This is a genomic window from Acetoanaerobium noterae (assembly GCF_900168025.1).
In the GTDB taxonomy this organism is placed as follows: domain Bacteria; phylum Bacillota; class Clostridia; order Peptostreptococcales; family Filifactoraceae; genus Acetoanaerobium; species Acetoanaerobium noterae.
In genome coordinates, this window is sequence record NZ_FUYN01000003.1 from 473,085 (window position 1) to 491,777 (window position 18,693).

Annotated in this window: 12 protein-coding genes; 3 read left to right on the forward strand and 9 right to left on the reverse strand. The window is 34.7% G+C overall.

Features of this window, described 5'->3' with window-relative positions; all coding sequences use genetic code 11:
- Window positions 1-63 precede the first annotated feature (63 nt).
- Window positions 64-3,978 carry an S-layer homology domain-containing protein gene (locus B5X47_RS08370; RefSeq protein ID WP_079589694.1) on the reverse strand — a complete coding sequence of 1,305 codons (3,915 nt, stop codon included), beginning with the start codon at window positions 3,976-3,978 and terminating at the stop codon, window positions 64-66.
- A 227-nt stretch (window positions 3,979-4,205) separates the two neighbouring features.
- On the opposite strand from B5X47_RS08370, the gene B5X47_RS08375 reads away from it, so the two are divergent.
- Window positions 4,206-4,940, forward strand: a complete 735-nt coding sequence (locus B5X47_RS08375; RefSeq protein ID WP_079589695.1) for a LytR/AlgR family response regulator transcription factor — start codon at window positions 4,206-4,208, stop codon at window positions 4,938-4,940.
- On the forward strand, window positions 4,940-6,256 hold the full coding sequence (locus B5X47_RS08380; protein WP_079589696.1) for a sensor histidine kinase: 1,317 nt from the start codon (window positions 4,940-4,942) through the stop codon (window positions 6,254-6,256). The genes B5X47_RS08375 and B5X47_RS08380 overlap by 1 nt, the downstream gene beginning before the upstream one ends.
- A 114-nt stretch (window positions 6,257-6,370) precedes the next feature.
- Here the strand turns inward: B5X47_RS08380 and B5X47_RS08385 are convergent, their stop codons facing one another.
- Genes B5X47_RS08385 through B5X47_RS08395 form a run of 3 tightly spaced genes read right to left on the reverse strand, consistent with a single transcriptional unit; the run spans window position 6,371 to window position 9,745 of the window.
- Entirely contained in the window at window positions 6,371-7,951 is a 1,581-nt protein-coding gene (locus tag B5X47_RS08385) for a hypothetical protein (protein WP_079589697.1), read from the reverse strand.
- A 20-nt stretch (window positions 7,952-7,971) separates the two neighbouring features.
- Window positions 7,972-8,589: a GntR family transcriptional regulator gene (locus tag B5X47_RS08390; protein ID WP_013360732.1), complete on the reverse strand. Its 618-nt coding sequence runs from the start codon at window positions 8,587-8,589 to the stop codon at window positions 7,972-7,974.
- A 25-nt stretch (window positions 8,590-8,614) separates the two neighbouring features.
- Entirely contained in the window at window positions 8,615-9,745 is a 1,131-nt protein-coding gene (locus B5X47_RS08395; RefSeq protein ID WP_079589698.1) for an alanine dehydrogenase, read from the reverse strand.
- Window positions 9,746-9,869: 124 nt separating this feature from the next.
- On the opposite strand from B5X47_RS08395, the gene B5X47_RS08400 reads away from it, so the two are divergent.
- The gene (locus B5X47_RS08400) at window positions 9,870-10,688 is read left to right on the forward strand and encodes a polysaccharide deacetylase family protein (RefSeq protein WP_079589699.1); all 819 of its coding nucleotides are present in this window, start codon (window positions 9,870-9,872) and stop codon (window positions 10,686-10,688) included.
- 139 nt (window positions 10,689-10,827) lie between these two features.
- Here B5X47_RS08400 and B5X47_RS08405 read toward each other — a convergent pair whose 3' ends face one another.
- The 5 genes from B5X47_RS08405 to B5X47_RS08425 form a co-directional block, all read right to left on the reverse strand.
- Window positions 10,828-11,469: a response regulator gene (locus tag B5X47_RS08405; RefSeq protein ID WP_079589700.1), complete on the reverse strand. Its 642-nt coding sequence runs from the start codon at window positions 11,467-11,469 to the stop codon at window positions 10,828-10,830.
- Between the two features lie 169 nt (window positions 11,470-11,638).
- Window positions 11,639-12,235 (reverse strand): hypothetical protein, encoded by a 597-nt coding sequence (locus tag B5X47_RS08410; RefSeq protein ID WP_079589701.1) that lies wholly within the window; start codon window positions 12,233-12,235, stop codon window positions 11,639-11,641.
- 132 nt (window positions 12,236-12,367) lie between these two features.
- Window positions 12,368-15,196 (reverse strand): excinuclease ABC subunit UvrA, encoded by a 2,829-nt coding sequence (gene uvrA / locus B5X47_RS08415; protein ID WP_079589702.1) that lies wholly within the window; start codon window positions 15,194-15,196, stop codon window positions 12,368-12,370.
- Between the two features lie 36 nt (window positions 15,197-15,232).
- Window positions 15,233-17,197, reverse strand: a complete 1,965-nt coding sequence (uvrB, locus tag B5X47_RS08420) for an excinuclease ABC subunit UvrB (RefSeq protein WP_079589703.1) — start codon at window positions 17,195-17,197, stop codon at window positions 15,233-15,235.
- A 131-nt stretch (window positions 17,198-17,328) separates the two neighbouring features.
- The gene (locus B5X47_RS08425) at window positions 17,329-18,684 is read right to left on the reverse strand and encodes a D-serine ammonia-lyase (protein WP_079589704.1); all 1,356 of its coding nucleotides are present in this window, start codon (window positions 18,682-18,684) and stop codon (window positions 17,329-17,331) included.
- Window positions 18,685-18,693: the final 9 nt, after the last annotated feature.

An 18,693-nucleotide genomic window follows, 5' to 3' on the forward strand; every position in this document is an offset into this window, starting at 1 on the left:
ATAGCTATTATATTTTATACCGAATAAAAATGCAAGCTATTTTTTAAAAATTTGAAATATTAACTATTTCTGCTCTGTTAATTCTATAAATTTTCTTAGCACAGAGCTTACTTCAGCTCTTGTAGCTATTCCTTTTGGATCAAATTTGTTGTCAGGTTTTCCTGATAATATGCCTGACATTTGGATGGCTTTTACAGCTTCTGTTGCCCAGGCGCTCATTTCATCTGTATCAGCAAAATTATTTTCTTCATTTAGCTTCGTTAAATCTATATTCATTGCTTTAATATAGTTTAGTAGCATAACTGCCATTTGCTCTCTAGATATTTCCATATCTGGCGCAAACTCTTCTGAGGATATTCCATTTACTATTCCAGAAGTATTTGCCCACTGGATATACGGAAGGTAGTAAGCATCTGTTTTTACATCCTTAAAATCCGTTGAATCAAATCCAGTTAAATCTGCTTTTGCTAGTTTTCCTAGAACTGTTACAAACATTCCTCTAGTCATTGGCATATTTGGAGAGAATTTGCCATCTCCTGTTCCACCAAATAAGCCTCTTTGTATTACGAAATCTATATCTGATTTCGCCCAGTGATTTTCAGTATCTGAAAATACTGGAGCGTTAGTGCTGTTTTGCTCAGTAGTTTGTAGTGGTAGTTCTCCTTGTGCTGGTGGTGTTTGATTTACTGGAGCTTTAGTTGGCTCTTTATCGTCCTTGTCATCTTTATTAGATGAGCTACCGCTAGAAGAACCATTTCCACTGTTATTGCCTGAATCTCCATTATTACCATTATTTCCATTACTACTATTTATTACTGTCATCTTGCCATTTGTATAGCTTATCTCATAGCTATCAGAATTTGACACTTCTGCTTCTGATATGGATATTACATACTCGCCTACGGCATTAGTATCTGTAGCACTTGTAGTAATTACTGGCTCTTTAGTTAGAATGTCTGAGCCTACTAGGCCATTAACTTTGTAAGTTAGGGTTGGCATGGTGCTTCCTTTTACTACATTTAGCTTATCATCAGCTTTTATATTAAGAGCTTTTTTGCTTATATTTATTGATTTAGTTGCAAAGGTTTCTAGATAATTTATATCTGTTTGTTTTTTTGCAGTTATGGTTACATTTCCAGCTTTTTTTATTGTTGCTATATCACCATTTATACTTAGTACTTCAGCATCTGAACTTTCAAATGATATATCTCCTTCACCACTTCCACCTGTAGTAGCTAGAGTAAAGGTTTCATCTCCATAGGTTTTTAGTCCAGTTTCATTTACACTTAGCTCATCTTGCTCTAGCTTTTTATTTATTACAACTTTTTTAGCTGCATTTGTTCCTGAAATTGAAGCTGGATTTGATTCCTCTATCCTAAGTATATTTTCATTAGGAGAAAGTACTGAGCTTACATTTTGTGCTCCAAATGCCTGAGTTTGTGATGAAATTATATTTGCATTTTCGGGGGTAAGAATCCTTCTTGTTTTTCCTAATATAATTCCATTTGAGTTTGGCTCAACATCTAATACCAGCAATGCTATCCTTGAACTTTTTGCTATGATTTTTCCATCATTGATGGATAGAGTTTTGTTTGCTAGTATGCAAGGTAAATTTTCAGTTTCTATTTTTAAAAAACCTGCTCCATCCACTATTAAGTTGTCATCTGCTAATATTCCTAATTTACCGGCAGAAATATGGCTTATTCCCTCAAGTTTAACAGTAGCTTCCTTTGGAAGCTTAATAGCGTAGTCATATACACTCCCTATTAATATATTTCCTAAAGTTAGAACTTTATTTATACTATCAAAGCTATATCCATCAGTTTCTAATGTGGCATAAGCTTTGTAGCTTCCATGAGATGGATCTGTTGTAAAGTCGAGTGAATCAGTTACTAAAAAAAGCCTACGGCCTTGTGAGTAAAATGCTGAAGGCTCTCCTGCACCAGTTACTATCTCACATAGTCCATCTCCAGTTACATTTTTTACAAAATTCTCATCAGTTGATGATGGGAAAACAATTCTTTCCTCATTTACTATATCTCCACTACCACTAATACTATCTGTGATTGTTAGTTTTGCATTATTTTCTATACTTGAATTATTTATTAGTTCCTTTATAGTGATATCACTTAAGGTGATTAGTTTAGCTTGACCTTCTACTATTACCTTAGTATCAGTTCCTTCTAAGCTTCCATTTAGAGTAAGCTCTCCACTTCCTCCTAGCTTTAGCTCCCCTTTTGTATGGATATCTCCTACAGCATTTTCTCCGGTAAGTATTATACTCGTAGGTTCACTAAGCTTTAAATCTCCAGCAAAGCTGGCATTATTTAGTCTAAGTGTAGCAGGATTTGTTACATTTGCTACCTCATAAGATACGGTTCCATCTCCTAGTACATCATGAGAGTTTAGCCTAGTTACTTGCACATCATTTACATATACATCATAAATGGTAGTTGCCTTGATATATTTAATGTTTTCAAACTTTCCATTTACAGTAGCCCAATCCTCAGCGCTAGTGTAAATAGTAGGGTTACTACCATCTTTATTTTCACTGATTTCGTAGTAAACCGGTGGCTCAGTTATAGTTACTGGTGTACTTGATGGATAGATAGCTCCTGAGCCTCCTGATGCAAGAAATCCGCCTCCGTCTATAGTGATAGAGCCTCCTGAAGTTTTTACTCCATATACTCCATAACCTGATGTTGGGCCAGGATTTCCTGCTCTAGCTTCGACACTTCCAGTTCCTAGTACTTTTAGGTTAGAGTTATATAGATAAATTCCAGAACCATATTTTCTATCTGCAGCATCTGCAGATTCTACGATTAGTTTTCCATTTACCTCTATATTAGCATTAAGGGCATCTATTCCTTTATTATTTCCACCATTTCCAAACCTGGCAAAAGCACTTACCATCGCTTCATTCCCTATGGTCATCTGACCAAATAAATGAATTCCTGTGTTTTGCCCTCCGTTATTTGCTCGTCCTATCAAATGGGCCCTGTCTGTAACAGTTGCATTTCTAAGAATAGCAATACCACCACCAGAATAGTTTGTAAACTCTGTTTCTTTTGCAAAAATACCTTCTAGTTCTACATCATCTTGAACCCTTAAATCGCCATCAGCAAGAAGTCCTCTGAACAGTCCTCCAAATGTCAGCTTGCCATTTCCTGATACTGTCGTATTACCCTTAATATAAGCTCCCATACTTCTCTGAGGAGAAAACTCTCTCATATCAATTGTGTTATTCCCGTTAACCACTATATTTAAATCGCCTCTACAGAAGAGTCCATAACGAGCCGCACTTAAATCCAAATTTCCGTAGTCTATCTCATCACTTGGTGCTGCCTTTATAATATTTGCTCCATTTAATGTAAGTGTGCAAGTACTATTATCATAGCTCCAGCCTATACCACTAGTAGTAAATACTGCTTCTCCGCTTACTACCTTTGTAGGTCCTATCCACAGCTCTGTGACTGGGTTTGTTCCTCTAGTTGACATGAGGATAGGAGTAGTTCCTACTAGTACTGTTATATTCGGTAGTGAAACACCACTATCTAATACTAGCTCATCTCCTATGCTATCTGTAGCTGGTAGCTTTGCTTTGTAGGTATAGCTAGCACCACTTTGAGATGAATCAAAGGTAGCTGATTCACTATTTGCCTCATCCAGCTCCCAGGTTACATTTTCTATGGTGATTTCTATGGCTGAGCCTGTAGTTGTTTCTTGATATGAGGCAGTAAGTGAGCTTGGCATTTTTTCTACTACCTCTCCTTCAGTGCTATCTACCTCTACAGTGATGTTTTTTACATCATCTGCTAGCTCTTCAAAGGCTACTATCCTCTTTTGATTTTCTTCATTCTCTGCAAATACTGCTGGAATACTAACTTGGAATATCATAGTAAGGGCAAGTAGCATTGAGAGAACTTTTTTCTTCTTATTTGCTTTTAGTTGAATTGTTTTCATTTGACTTGTTTTCAATATTTTTTACCTCCTTTTTTAGTTCAATTCTTAATTTTTTTACATGTTATCTAAGTATAGACTAGTTTTAATAGCCATAGACACACACCGTTTATTCTATATTTTAAGTTTATTTTTTTCTATGGATTTTTACCGAGCGGTCATTTTTTTGACTGAGTGGTAAATATTTTTTGAAGATGGTAAATTTTTGATATATAATTATATTAACAATAACTAGGAGGTCCGTTTTGAAAATAGCAGTTGTAGATGATTTAGTACAAGAGAGAAACGAGATTATCAGTCTTGTTACTGACTATTTTTCTGTTCGCTTTCAACAGTTTGATATTACTCCTGAGTTTTGTGAATATGAAAGTGGCGAAGAGTTTATAGATGGCTTTATGCCAGCAGAATTTGACCTAGTACTCTTGGATATTTATATGGCAGAGCTCACTGGGATTGAAACTGCAGAAAAATTATTGCTACTTGATAAAAATATCAAGATTATTTTTTTTACTACTAGCACTGAACATATCCTAGATGGATATGGGGTTCATGCTCTGAGTTATATACTAAAACCTGTAACTAAACATATGAAAGCTTTTTACAAGGCTTTGGATTATTTTGTAGAGCTACTTAATCTTGATAAATGTGGGATAACTATAAAGACAAGCTCTGGGGACATGTTTGTTTTGAATAAAAATATCGTATATATTGAAAGCTCAGTTAGAAACTTATTTATCCATTTTGCTTCTGAAGTTGTTCAGTCTTCAGGAAAATATTCTGATTATTCTAAAGCTTTACGTGAAGACCATCGTTTTTTAGAATGCTATAGAAATCTCACTGTAAATATGGATTATATAGTCAAACCTATAGAAAACGACTTTCTACTTAAAACAGGAGAAAAAATTCCTATCAGTAGAAGAAGAAAGACTGAGGTTATAGAACAATATACTACTTATTTTATAAATAGAAGGGGTTTTTGATGCCGTTATTTATAACTATACTTGCTATCACTATTGCCCAGCTTCCTGGGCTAGTCATGAGATACCTTCCTTTTTCAAAATCTCTAGAACTTGGAAGAAAAAAAAAGCTTTTTATATATTACACTGCTGCATTTATTTTTCAGCATTTTGCTGTGTATGTTCTCGTTAGGGGTGATTATAGCAACGTCACGCTTCTTACATATAAACGTCTCTTATTTTTACTATCTACAATCTATGTTTTTATAAATATTGCATTTATCAAAGGAAATTTATACAAGCATATTTTTATTTATGGAATGCAAGGTGGCTACTCTTTATTTCTACATTCCATAGTGGCTTTATTTGTAGGTAGAATAAGCACTGCTACACCTTTGTACCTTCAACTTTCCATTCAAACCATCGGCTATAGCATTTTATTTATTCTTTTCTTCATTCCACTTTGGAAGAAAGTTTCTAACTCGATTATTTTTAATAGCCAAATAACAAATGATTATTATTGGAATGTAATATGGATGATTCCTGCCCTTGCAATTTACAGTGATGCAATGGTTACTATGAATAACGAGTGGATTAATAGCCTTCCTCAGATTATCTCTAGAATAATGACCGCTTTGTCCTTAATTATATCTTGGAAATGGATTACTCTCGATTTTGAATCTCTGGAAAACATGCTTTACTTAAAGAATCAAAATAAAATCATGAATCTTCAAACAGAAGGCATCTTAGCTCAAGCTGAAATTCTTAGAGAATCAGAAAATCACATTAAAATCTGCAAACACGATATGAGACATAACCTTGGAATAATTAGGTCATTAATTCAAGATAAAAAAACTGAAGATGTACTTAAATATATTGAAGAGCTAGACGCAACTATGAAAGCTACTGAACCTCTCGTATATTGTAAAAACACTATAGTAAATTCTGCCTTATTGGTTTATATGACAAAGGCTAAAGAGAAAAATATAGATGTGAAATTAGAGCTTAATATACCAGATAAGCTTCCGTGGAATAGCAACGATATAGCCATTCTGATAGCCAACGCTTTTGAAAATGCAATAATCGCTAGCTCTAAGCAAAGCCTTGATGAGCAAGAAATCTATATAAGTGCTAGATTCTATGATGAAAAGCTAGCTATCATCTTCAAAAATAGATTTAACGGTGAAATTTTAATTGGAAGGAGTGGGTTCCCAACAAGCACTGAGCCTGGTCATGGAATAGGCATGCAGTCTATATTGTCAATCGTAAATAAATATAAGGCGTCTGCAAGCTGTACTAGTAATAACGGTTGGTTTAATATGACATTCTTATTCACATAACTTGCTAGTTTGCAAACTAAAATACCTATTTATAGACATTAAAAATCCTAGATTATTTTTAAGCCTTTACATTTCTGTAGTTGCTTATTAATCTAGGATTTCTTAATTTCATTGTTATATATAGTACACCGCTAGATAAGGGAAAAATATCAGCATATACAGTATAGTATTTACAGTAAAAAACTCAAAATATGTTCCCCAAAGTCTTTGTTTCATGTCATTTCTAGTATGCCTGTAAAAAATAAATGCAAGTGATATCAGCAAGCTTATTACTATCATAGCAATTACTATTACTGGATTTTTTAGATAAAATGGCAAAGCTATGTTTGATGGAGCATTTTGAATGAGATAGCTCGACATAGTCATAAGCTGAGCAATCAAATGCATTACAGCAGCTGCGATTATTATCTTTCCTGGGTTTCTCTCTGTCCAGCTCACAAAAAACAACATGGCTGAGAAAAATAATAATGAAATAAATATAAATATATATCCGAAATAGCTAAGAGAAAAAGCATATCCAAATACTGAAGCTGCAACTGTTTCTCCTAGTATACCGTTTACTTCATCCACACTTGGCTTACTAGTTTTTTCCATTATGCTTGGGCTTGATGAGGCAAGATACACTTCTTTTTTGTTTGCCATTACATTTTCATACTTTAAATAATCATGCCCATTAAGGCTTATCATTTCTGGATTGTAAGCTGTTATTTTGCCTTTAGTAAGAAGCTTTTTAGGCTCTGAGGCATTTAAATCAGCAATTGCGGCTTGAGTATATACACTATTTCCCTTTACATCATCAATTAATAAAATCATCTCGCTAGTACCATTGTAAAAAACTGGTGCTGAATCCTGATGAAGTGATGATACAGAAACTGGCTTTGCTTCAGCCTTATCTATATCCACAGTATAATATGCCACATTCTGGCTTTTGTGATCCTTTATTCCATAAATTAAAGTACTTTGGTTTTGATTTGATTCCAATACCAAGCTTCTCAATTTTCTATTTATATCTGTACCAAGCTCAGCAATATCCCTATAATCACTAAACGCGGCATTTAAGTATTTAGTATATCTAAGATGAGTAGTCATATCTGATATAGTTGCATAAACTATTTTTACACCTTCATCACTCACCTTAATGTCTGCATTTATGACTTTATCTTGAGTTTTCAGGATATAAGTTTTTCCATCCTTTTCAACTACTCCTAACCCATCATTTTTCCCATATACTAGATAACCATCCTTTTGAACCATAAAATCGGCTTCATCTATTCTAATATCTTTGCCAATTCTTTTTAAATTTTTGGACTCTACTATAGTTTTTCTTATATTGCCATCTGCAAGTGTGTATAATAAATAATTCTCTCCATCTACTTTTATAGCAAAATCCTTAACTCCAGTAAATTCAGTTTTTAGCTGATTTACTTTATTTAGATTTTCATCATAGAACTCAAAAAATAAATTGCCCTTTTCTAAGTATCCAACTGCAAAGGCATCATCGCCTAAATCTAAAAGCTTGGATTTATTTGAAATATTTTGCTCAATTGTATCTGCTTTTAATATTTTTTGAAGAATACCTCTACTCATATCTGGATTAGGCGGTCTTAGAGTATTTGAATATATCCAAGTGCCTAATGCTAAAAGCAAAATCAAAAAATTAAGAATTACCAATCCCCAGGCTAATTTCTTTTTCACGGACAAGCCCCCCAAAACAATTATGAATACAAGAACTCATATACCTTTTCATAGACATTGTTGCTACCTATTACTACTATGGTGTCTCCCTCTTCAAATACATAATCAGGTCCAGGTGATATCACGGTTTCACCTTTACGTCTGTATGCAACCATAGTTGTTCCTGTAGTTTGCCAAAGCCTAACTTCATTTATTTTTTTACCTATTTTTTTTGAATCAGCAGTAACTTTAATTTCTATAAACGTATATGGCGTATCACTTTTGAATCTTTCAATATAGTCAAAAATAGTGTCAAAGCTCTCTTGTATTTGCTCATCGATTTTCTTTTTTTGTTGCATCAAATCTCTAATCTCATCTTTAATAGAAGAAATATATCTGCTGCTTTTATTTTTCTCGATAAATTTCTCTGCCGCAGATTTAGATATGACATCAATTCCACTACCTCTGCTACTGTTTACTACATCCATATCTTCCAGCAGGACTATCGCTCTTCTAATTGTCTCTGGAGAAACATTGTACATACTGGCTAGTGTTGACCTTCCACTAATCTTTTGTTTTTCTCGAAATTCTCCATTTAATATCTTGTTCGCGATATCCAATGCAATAGAGACATATGCTGCCTTCTTTTGCCCTTTCATAACTTACAACCCCTCCACAAATTCATTATTCTGTTTTAATTTTATCATATTTGAAAAAGTAATCTAGAGTTGCTCTATATATTGCTCTTTCAAAATAATAAGGACTTTCTAAAGACATCTCATCAAATTCCTTTTCTAGAAGCTTTGTAATAAGCGGAAGCATCTGCACAGCATAAAGCTCCATACATTCACGAGGCTTGACTCCAGGCCATGCATCGCAGCTCACAACAGTTCTTCGATTAGATGTATTTACTGTATCAGGTATATCATAATACTCTTTGTCATCTTTGTATATAACATATTTATCAAGGGTACCCGTAGGAATTCCCTCTATGGCTTTTACTTGGATTCCTTCTTCATCAACTAAATATGGATCAGCAGTCAAATCAAGTATTATAGCCTCTTCTTTTAAGTTCCCAAGTAGCTCATTGTCAACAATATATTCATAAGGATTGTCTCTAGTTGAGGCATCTACTAATATATCGGTTCTTTTTAATATTTTAATCATCTCTTCTCTATCTGAGGTGATGTTTCTAGGTAGCATATTAATAAGTACGCCCTTTGCCTTAGCTTCTTTTATTTTCTTTGCTATTTCTGGAAGAGCAAATTTACTAGCGGCTTTTCCAGCTTGTAAGCCTACCATACCCATACCAATTATAGATACCTCTAATGGGCCTCTGGTATTGCTATAAAAGTCTGGTTTTATCTTCTCTAGCTCAGAAAATGCTATCTCCATCCCATGAAGAGAAGTTCCTTTGGCGTTAAATACAAGTCTTTGAAGAAAATCTCCTCGTATAGAATCTAGCGATACTGCTTTAATATTCTTTCTTTTAAGAACTTTGATTCTCTTTGCTCTAGTTGGATAATGAAGCATGCTGACTAATATTTTCCCATCCGGTATAAGTTCAAGCTCATCAAACTCTGGACTTCTAAGTACTATAATAATATCTTGCTTGTAGCTTTCCTCTTTTGAGACAAATTCTATATTTTTATTTACAGATAAATAGTCTTCTTTTTTATACCCCATCTTAGAGCCATAGCCTTCTTCTATATAAATTTTAGCACCATTAACCTCTAATTTTTCAAAAAAATCTGGTAAAAACGCTCTTATTTCTCCTTTTTCCTTGTGCATTCTTGGGAATCCTAGTGTTTTCATAGTCCTTCTCCTTTACTGTTTAATTTTGACAAGTTCAAACTTTATGTATATAATAAAGTTGGCAATCTAACAACTTAATTATATACATAAGTTGTAACTTTAACAAGAGAGGAGATATAAAATCATGTCAAATTCTGTAAATAAACCCATTTATAACAACGATATCCGTTCCCTATTTGAAAACGAAGGCTTTGAGCTAGTGGTCAGCATGGACTGTGAAGGTACAAATTACGATAAAAATTTAGAAAATAATGTATTGAATCTCGAGCGTTTTTTAAAGCTTGCAACAAATAATAACATAACCTGTATTCTATTTATAACTCCGTACTTTGCAGACATGCTTTCTAAGCTAAATCTAATTGATAAAATCAAAGAAAATTACAAAGTAATTTTTGGACTTCATATACATCCAGACAATCTTCCAGAAGCTATAGCTTCAAAATGCTCATTTATTAGACCTGACGAGGAATACCTAGCTAGCTACAGCTATGAAGAGCAAAAACAAATCGTAAATCTATGCATGAAATATTTGGATAATAAAGGAATTGAACCTATTCAGATATATAGAGGTGGCTGTTTCTCAATGAATGAAGATACTAGTAAAATACTAGCAGAGCTTACAGATATTAAGTACGAATCTCATAATCCATACAGAGAGCAGTACACTCCACTTAAAGGACTACTTAATCCTATGCCTGTTTATGCTCTTAGCAGGAATGAAGAGCTTAGATTAGAATTTTTTACAACAGAAAAGCTTCAGAATATGGTAGCTGAAGCCTATGATAAAGGTGCAAAAACTATAGCCATCACCCATAGCTATATGTTAGATTCTAATGATTTTCACTATGAGCGTGACGGTATAATCGACGATATCCACATTAGATTAGAAAAAATATTAGAAACAATCCAAGAAAAAACTACAGTTCCAAAAATAGCAAATTAATTGTCATAAAAGTAAAAAAGCTGAACATTCTAAAGTTTACTCTAGGAAGTTCAGCTTTTTTTATATAAAATTATCAATCAAAAAACTGCTAGCAGTTTTTCTTAAATATATGGAAATTCTTTTAAGTTTTATATTTCTGCTAAAAAATATTGTTGCTAAGTGTATATACTGCAATTTGAGTTCTATCATTTAAGGATAGCTTTCTAAGTATGCTTGATACGTGGTTTTTAACTGTTTTATCGCTTATTTCTAAATGCTTTGCTATGGCTTTATTTGACATTCCTTTTGATATTAGTGACATAACTTGCAGTTCTCTTTTTGTAAGCTTTTGAGATTTGGTATTCTCCTCTATCTGCTTTCTAACATAATCCATATCCTCTATGATAAGGTCAGATACCTTTGGGAAAGTCACCATCTCACCATCATGTACTCTTAGTATTGCGTCAATTATGCCTTCGCAGTCTACATCTTTGGAAAGGTAGCCATCTGCTCCAAGATTAAGGCATTTGAGTACTATTTCTTTATCCTTACAGCTAGTAAGCATGATTACCTTTATATGGGGATATAGGTTTTTAATCTTTTGAAGTACCTCAATTCCATTAATTTTAGGCATACCTATATCAAGAAGAACTAAGTCTACTTTATTTATTTCTAAATATTCCAAGGCGTCAAACCCGTCCTCCGCCTTGTGAACCAGCTCTATTTGGCTATTATCTTCCAATATCTTTTGTACAATATCTCGAATTAGTGCATCGTTATCTACTACAATCGTTTTTATCATTATTATACCTCTCAGTCTGGACTAAATTGGACCCACAACTTCATTCTAAAGACCTAGTAATATTATAACTTAATTACCGTTTTTTGTAAATTAAAAGACATCCTATTTCAGTAGTTTTTCCTACTAAAGTATGATGTCTTGTTTGTGCATAAAATAGGATACCTGTAAATTATTGACCTCGTTTAAAAGATTCTAACACAGGATTGGCTATAGGTATTTCATTGGTTTTTATAGTAATTTCTAGTAGTTCATTTGTATTTACTTTTTCAAGTTCAGTTTTTAAAGCTTCAGGTATCTGAAGTACAAAAGCCTTATTCATTATTTCAAACTCAGCAAAATTGTTGTCTGCAAAGCCTATATACTTCGCCTTAGCTGTTGCTTTATCAGCATCTTTGGCATTGTATACCTCTATTCCTTTGCTTGACTCCTTAATTTGAAGGCTAACCACTGTATTTACTTCTTTATCAGTTAAAAATACTCTAGCTTCATCTTTTAGAGTTATTTCTTTTGAATCTAAATTTGAATCTAAAATTATCATATCTGCCTTATCAGCATCCATAGAGTAAAATATTGCATTTACTTGTTTTAAATCTTTATCTACTGCAGGCTCATCTTCAGGTTTAGCTTGATTATCTGGATTTTCTTGCCCTTCATTAGACTCTACTGGGATTTTGTCAGGCTCAGATGGTTTAATTTGGTTGTTACATCCAGTTACCATAATCCCTAAAACTAATAATACTGCAAGTAACTTAGTTAATTTTTTCATTTATAACACTCCTTAAGACAAAGAATTCATTATTGAATCTCGTTGTATTCATAAATTACTATAATTTCATAGCCATCGATGCTTCTACTTATAGTTTAGCAGATTTTACCTCTAGTTGAAATAACAGTATCATTACAGATATTTTTTTAGGAAATATCCTGTATATGAATCTTTGCACTTAATTATTTCTTCAGGTGTCCCCTCTATTAGGACAGAGCCACCTTTATCTCCACCCTCAGGGCCTAAGTCAATAATATGGTCGCAGGTCTTAATAACATCTAGGTTGTGCTCTATTACTACGACTGTGTTTCCACCATCTACTAGTTTTTGAAGAACTTCTATGAGCTTCTTTACATCGTCTACATGAAGACCTGTAGTCGGCTCATCTAGGATGTATAGCGTTTTTCCTGTGGCTCTTTTGCTCAGCTCAGTTGCAAGCTTAATCCTCTGAGCTTCTCCTCCAGATAGCTGAGTCGATGGCTGTCCCAAGGTTATATATGCTAGCCCTACTTCGCTAAGAGTCTCTAGTTTTCTCTTTATCTTAGGGATATTCTCAAAAAACTCAAGCGCTTCTTCTACATTCATAGAAAGCACATCTGAAATACTCTTGCCCTTGTATTTTACTTGAAGAGTTTCTCTGTTATAGCGTTCACCCTTACATACCTCACAAGGAACATATACATCAGGAAGAAAGTGCATTTCTATTTTGATAATTCCATCGCCTTTACATGCCTCGCAGCGTCCACCTTTTACATTGAAGCTGAATCTTCCTTTGCTATAGCCTCTTGCTTTTGCTTCAGGAGTAAGTGCATAGACATCTCTTATCATATCGAAAACGCCAGTGTAAGTCGCTGGGTTCGACCTAGGTGTTCTTCCTATAGGCGACTGATCTATATCTACTACTTTATCTATTTGCTCCAGCCCTAGTATCTCGTCATGCTTTCCTGGTCTTTCCTTTAATCTTTGGGTTTTAGCCGCCGCTCCTTTATAAAGAATTTCATTTATAAGCGAGCTTTTCCCAGAGCCAGACACTCCGGTCACACAGGTAAACACCCCTAGTGGTATATCCACATCTATATTTTTAAGGTTATTTTCTGATGCATTTTTAATTGTTAGCTTAGCTCCATTTGGAGCTCTTCTTTCCTTAGGAACCTCGATTCGTTTTTTACCACTTAGGTATTGTCCAGTTATCGAATTTGGATTCTTCTTTATATCCTCTAGGGTTCCCTGCGCTATTATTTCTCCTCCATGGATTCCTGCTTTTGGTCCAATATCCACTATATGGTCTGCCGCTCTCATAGTATCATCATCATGCTCTACTACAATCAAAGTGTTTCCAATATCAGTAAGGTGTCTAAGACTTGCAAGTAGCTTGTCGTTATCTCTTTGGTGAAGTCCTATCGATGGCTCATCTAATACATAAAGCACACCTACCAAGGCTGAACCTATTTGAGTCGCTAGCCTAATTCTTTGAGATTCTCCACCTGAAAGCGTTCCTGCTTTTCTAGACAAGGTAAGATAATCAAGTCCAACATTCTTTAAGAAATTAGTTCTTACTTTTATTTCTTTTAGAATTTCTTTAGATATGAATTCTTGTTTTGGTGTAAGCTCAAGAGAATCTACGTAATCTAGAATCTCATTTACAGAGAAATCCGTAACCTCAGATATATTTCTATTTCCTAAAGTAACTGACAGTATCTCTGGTCTTAATCTAGCTCCATGACAGCTTGGGCATGGACTTTCAAACATATAACTTTCGATTTTTTCTCTTATATACTCTGATGGAGTCTCTTTATACCTGCGCTCTAGGTTCGGGATTACTCCCTCAAAAGGTGCTTTATAGGTTCTGTTTCCTCCATACTTGCTTTCATACTTAAACTCAATCATATCTGGTGTTCCATATAGTAGCTTTTGCTTAAACTCTTTATCCAAATCTCTAAAAGGTACGTCAAGCGATGCTTTATAAGTTGTTGCTAGGGATTCTATCATTTTGAAGTAATAGGTATCTTCATTTGCTCCTGAGCCTGAAGAAAACCAAGCATCTATAGCACCTTGTCTTAGAGACAAATCTTGATTTGGCACTACTAGATACTCATCTACTTTTTTCATGCTCCCTAGTCCATTACAAGTTTCGCAGGCTCCATAAGGTGCATTGAAAGAGAACATTCTAGGTGTGAGCTCCTCTATACCTACACCATGCTCTGGGCATGCAAATTTAGTAGATAATAGCATTTCCTTATCATCTATTACATCTATAATAACTAGCCCATCTGAAAGCTTTACTGCTGTTTCAATGGAATCTGAAAGTCTACTTTCTATTCCTGATTTTACAGCTATACGGTCAACTACTACATCTATAGTGTGTTTTTTATTCTTATCTAGCTCAATATCATCTGTTATTTCCATATTTTCGCCATCTACTCTTATTCTTACATATCCATCTTTTCTTATAGCTTCAAGTAATTTCTCATGGCGTCCTTTTTTTCCTCTTACTACAGGTGACATTATCTGAATTTTAGTCCTGTCGTGAAGTTCCATTACCTTATCCACTATCTCTTGAACTGTAAGCTGGCTTATAGGCTCATGACACACAGGGCAATGCGGAACTCCTATCCTCGCAAATAGAAGTCTCAGATAGTCATAAATTTCAGTTACTGTTCCAACTGTAGAACGTGGATTTCTAGATGTGGTTTTTTGGTCTATTGATATGGAAGGAGAAAGCCCTTCTATATACTCTACATTTGGTTTTTCCATCTGTCCCAAAAACTGTCTGGCATAAGAGGAAAGACTCTCTACATAACGTCTTTGTCCCTCGGCATATATGGTATCAAATGCCAATGAGGATTTTCCTGAGCCTGATAATCCTGTAAATACAATAAATTTATTTCTAGGTAAAGTCACATCTACATTTTTTAGATTATGCTCCTTAGCCCCTTTAATTATTATCTCGCTTCTTTCCATTTCTTCCTCCGTTTTATCTCATAAAAATTACTAGGATTATAACTTTGATTCAAGCTCTCTTATCCTGTCTCTAAGGCTTGCTGCTTTTTCAAATTCAAGCGCTTCTGCAGCCTCAACCATCTCAGTGCTTAGCTTAATAATCTCGTCCTTAACTCTCTCTCTGTCTATAGTTTCTCTTACTGAGTAAGTTCCTTCTCCTTCAGCTGCACTAGTAGCTGCTATTACTCCTCTTATTTCTTTGAATATAGTAGTAGGAGTTATATTATTTTCCTTATTGTAATTAATTTGGATTTCTCTTCTTCTATATGTCTCTGTTATAGCTCTTTGCATTGAGCCTGTCATGTTGTCAGCATACATGATAACTTTTCCATTTGAGTTTCTTGCCGCTCTTCCTACAGTTTGTATTAGAGAAGTCTCAGATCTCAAGAAGCCTTCCTTGTCAGCGTCCAAAATAGCAACAAGCGAAACCTCTGGTAAATCTAGACCTTCTCTTAGAAGATTTATCCCTACAAGTACATCAAATTCTCCAAGTCTTAAGTCTCTTATTATCTCTATACGCTCTAAGGTCTCAATATCAGAGTGAAGATATCTTACCTTTACAGAAGCTTCTTTAAGATATTGAGTTAGATTTTCTGACATTTTCTTTGTAAGAGTAGTTATTAATACACGCTCTTTCTTTTTAACTCTTTCATTTATTTCAAATAACAAGTCATCTATCTGCCCTTTTATCGGTCTTATTTCTATTTCAGGGTCAACTAATCCTGTAGGTCTGATTACTTGCTCTCCAAATGCTACAGAATGTTCCATTTCGTATTTCGAAGGTGTCGCAGATACATAGAGAATTTGGTTTGCAACTTGCTCAAACTCCTCGAACCTAAGAGGTCTGTTGTCAAATGCTGAAGGCAATCTAAATCCATAATCGATAAGTGTACCTTTTCTTGACCTATCACCTGCATACATAGCGTGAAGCTGAGGAAGCATTACGTGAGATTCGTCTATTATAATCAAAAAATCATCTGGAAAGAAATCCATAAGTGTAAATGGTCTTTCCCCTTCATCTCTTCCACTAAGATGTCTTGAGTAGTTCTCTATGCCCTTGCAAGTGCCTATTTCTTTTAGCATTTCTAAATCGTACTTAGTTCTTTGCTCTATTCTTTGAGCTTCTAGGAACATATCCCTTTCCTTAAAGTACTCAATTCTTTCTTCTAGCTCTGCTTCTATTTTTTCGATTGCTTTAGCTAGCTTCTCCTTGCTTGTAACATAATGTGATGCCGGGAAAATAGCTACGTGATTTCTCAGTCCTACTATCTCTCCAGTAATATAATCTATCTCCGAAATTCTTTCTATTTCATCACCAAAAAACTCTATTCGTATACCTCTCTCATCAGTGTTTATAGGAAGTATTTCTATTATATCTCCTCTTACTCTGAATGTACCACGCACAAAGTTGATATCATTGCGTTCATATTGAATCTCAACGAGCTCTTTAATAACATCATCTCTATCTTTATTTTGCCCTGGGCGAAGCGAAACCATCATCTCTTCATAGTCAGAAGGATCCCCCAAACCATAAATACAAGAAACTGAGGCTACTATTATTACATCTCTTCTCTCTAGAACAGCTGCTGTAGCGCTATGTCTTAGCTTATCTATCTCATCATTTATACTAGAATCCTTCTCTATATAGGTATCTGAATGAGCTACATAGGCTTCTGGCTGATAATAATCATAATAAGAAACAAAATACTCTACAGCATTTTCTGGAAAAAACTCCTTGAATTCACCATAAAGCTGAGCGGCGAGTGTCTTATTATGCGCTATAACCAAGGTCGGTTTTTGAGTTCTTTCTATTATATTTGCCATGGTAAAGGTCTTACCAGAACCAGTAACCCCAAGTAAGGTCTGATGCTTTGCTCCTGATTCTATCGAGCGAACCATGGTGTCTATAGCCTGAGGCTGGTCTCCCATAGGTTTGTAATCTGATACTATTTTAAATTCCATTTCATCACCTCTACAAAAACGAACATAAGTTCCTATATCATTTTATATCAAAAACTTTACATAGTAAATACTGGAAGCAAAAAAAGGACATATCCTAAAAATACCTCGATATGTCCTAACATAAACACTATTTATTTTCTAAGCTTGTCACCAGTTTCATAATAAAGCTTCATCTCAGCTTCTGGCACCATACTTCCACCTGTAGCCCAAGCAATGTGAACAGCAGATTTCATTTTATCAGCTAAATTATTTTTTTCTATATAACCCTTTGCCTCTTCACTATGCATATGAACTATTCCATTTACTCCAGCAAGTGCAGAAGGCTCAAGGTATATTTCTTCTAAATCAGCTAAATCAGAAAGCATTATAAATAGATTTTCATCAGTAACGCTGTAAACTCCGCTTAGTAAATTTTCTAATATTTTTCCTACAAACCCAGATGGTCTTCCTACTGCAAGCCCGTCAGCAGCAGTTTTATTGTCAATGTCAAAATCCTGTACGCTTACCTTGTCATGCAGTGAAGTCATCATCCCTATGAGCATGCATGGAGAATGAGTAGGCTCAGCAAAGAAGCAATGAACATTATCTCCAAATATCAGCTTAAGTCCATATGCTACCCCTCCAGGGCCTCCTCCAACTCCGCAAGGCAGATAAACAAATAATGGATGCTCACTATCTACAGCTATATTCATATCCTTTAGCTGCTTGCTGAGTCTAAGAGCTGCAACCGCATATCCTAGAAATAAATTGACAGAGTTTTCATCGTCTACGAAATACATCTTGTCATCTAGCTCTGCCTGTTTTCTTCCTTCTTCTACAGCCTTGCTATAATCAGATTCGTACTCAATTACTGTAACCCCTTTACTTCTAAGTAAATCCTTTTTCCATTTTTTCGCATCTGAAGACATGTGAACATAAACTTTGAACCCAAGCCTAGCACTTATTATTCCTATACTAAGCCCTAGATTTCCAGTAGAGCCTACAGCTATGGAATGCTGAGAAAATAAAGCTCTAAACTCCTCTGAATCAAAAACAGAATAATCCATGCCTTCCTTTAAAAGACCATGACTAATAGCCAAATCCTCTGCATGCTTTAGTACCTCATATATTCCACCTCTGGCTTTTATTGAGCCAGATATAGGAAGAGCATGGTCTCCTTTTATAAACAATCTTCCCTCAAAATCCTTATTAGCTTTCTTTGCTAAATCATTTTTCATCATATCAATTTCAAATAGCTCTGACTCAATGATTCCATCACTTTCTCTAGTTACAGGAAATGCAACCTTTATATATGAAGCAAACCTACCCAAGCGATTCATAGCATCCAAAATATCATCCATGCTAGGTTCAAAGCTTGTTTTACTTTTTATTGATTCATACTTGTCATTAATCCAAAGCACTTCCTTTAAATCATACACCTCTCTTAGCTTAGGAAATTCATTAAACCACGTTTCTAAACTTTTCCCTTGAACGATTTTCTCTAGCATATCCTTACC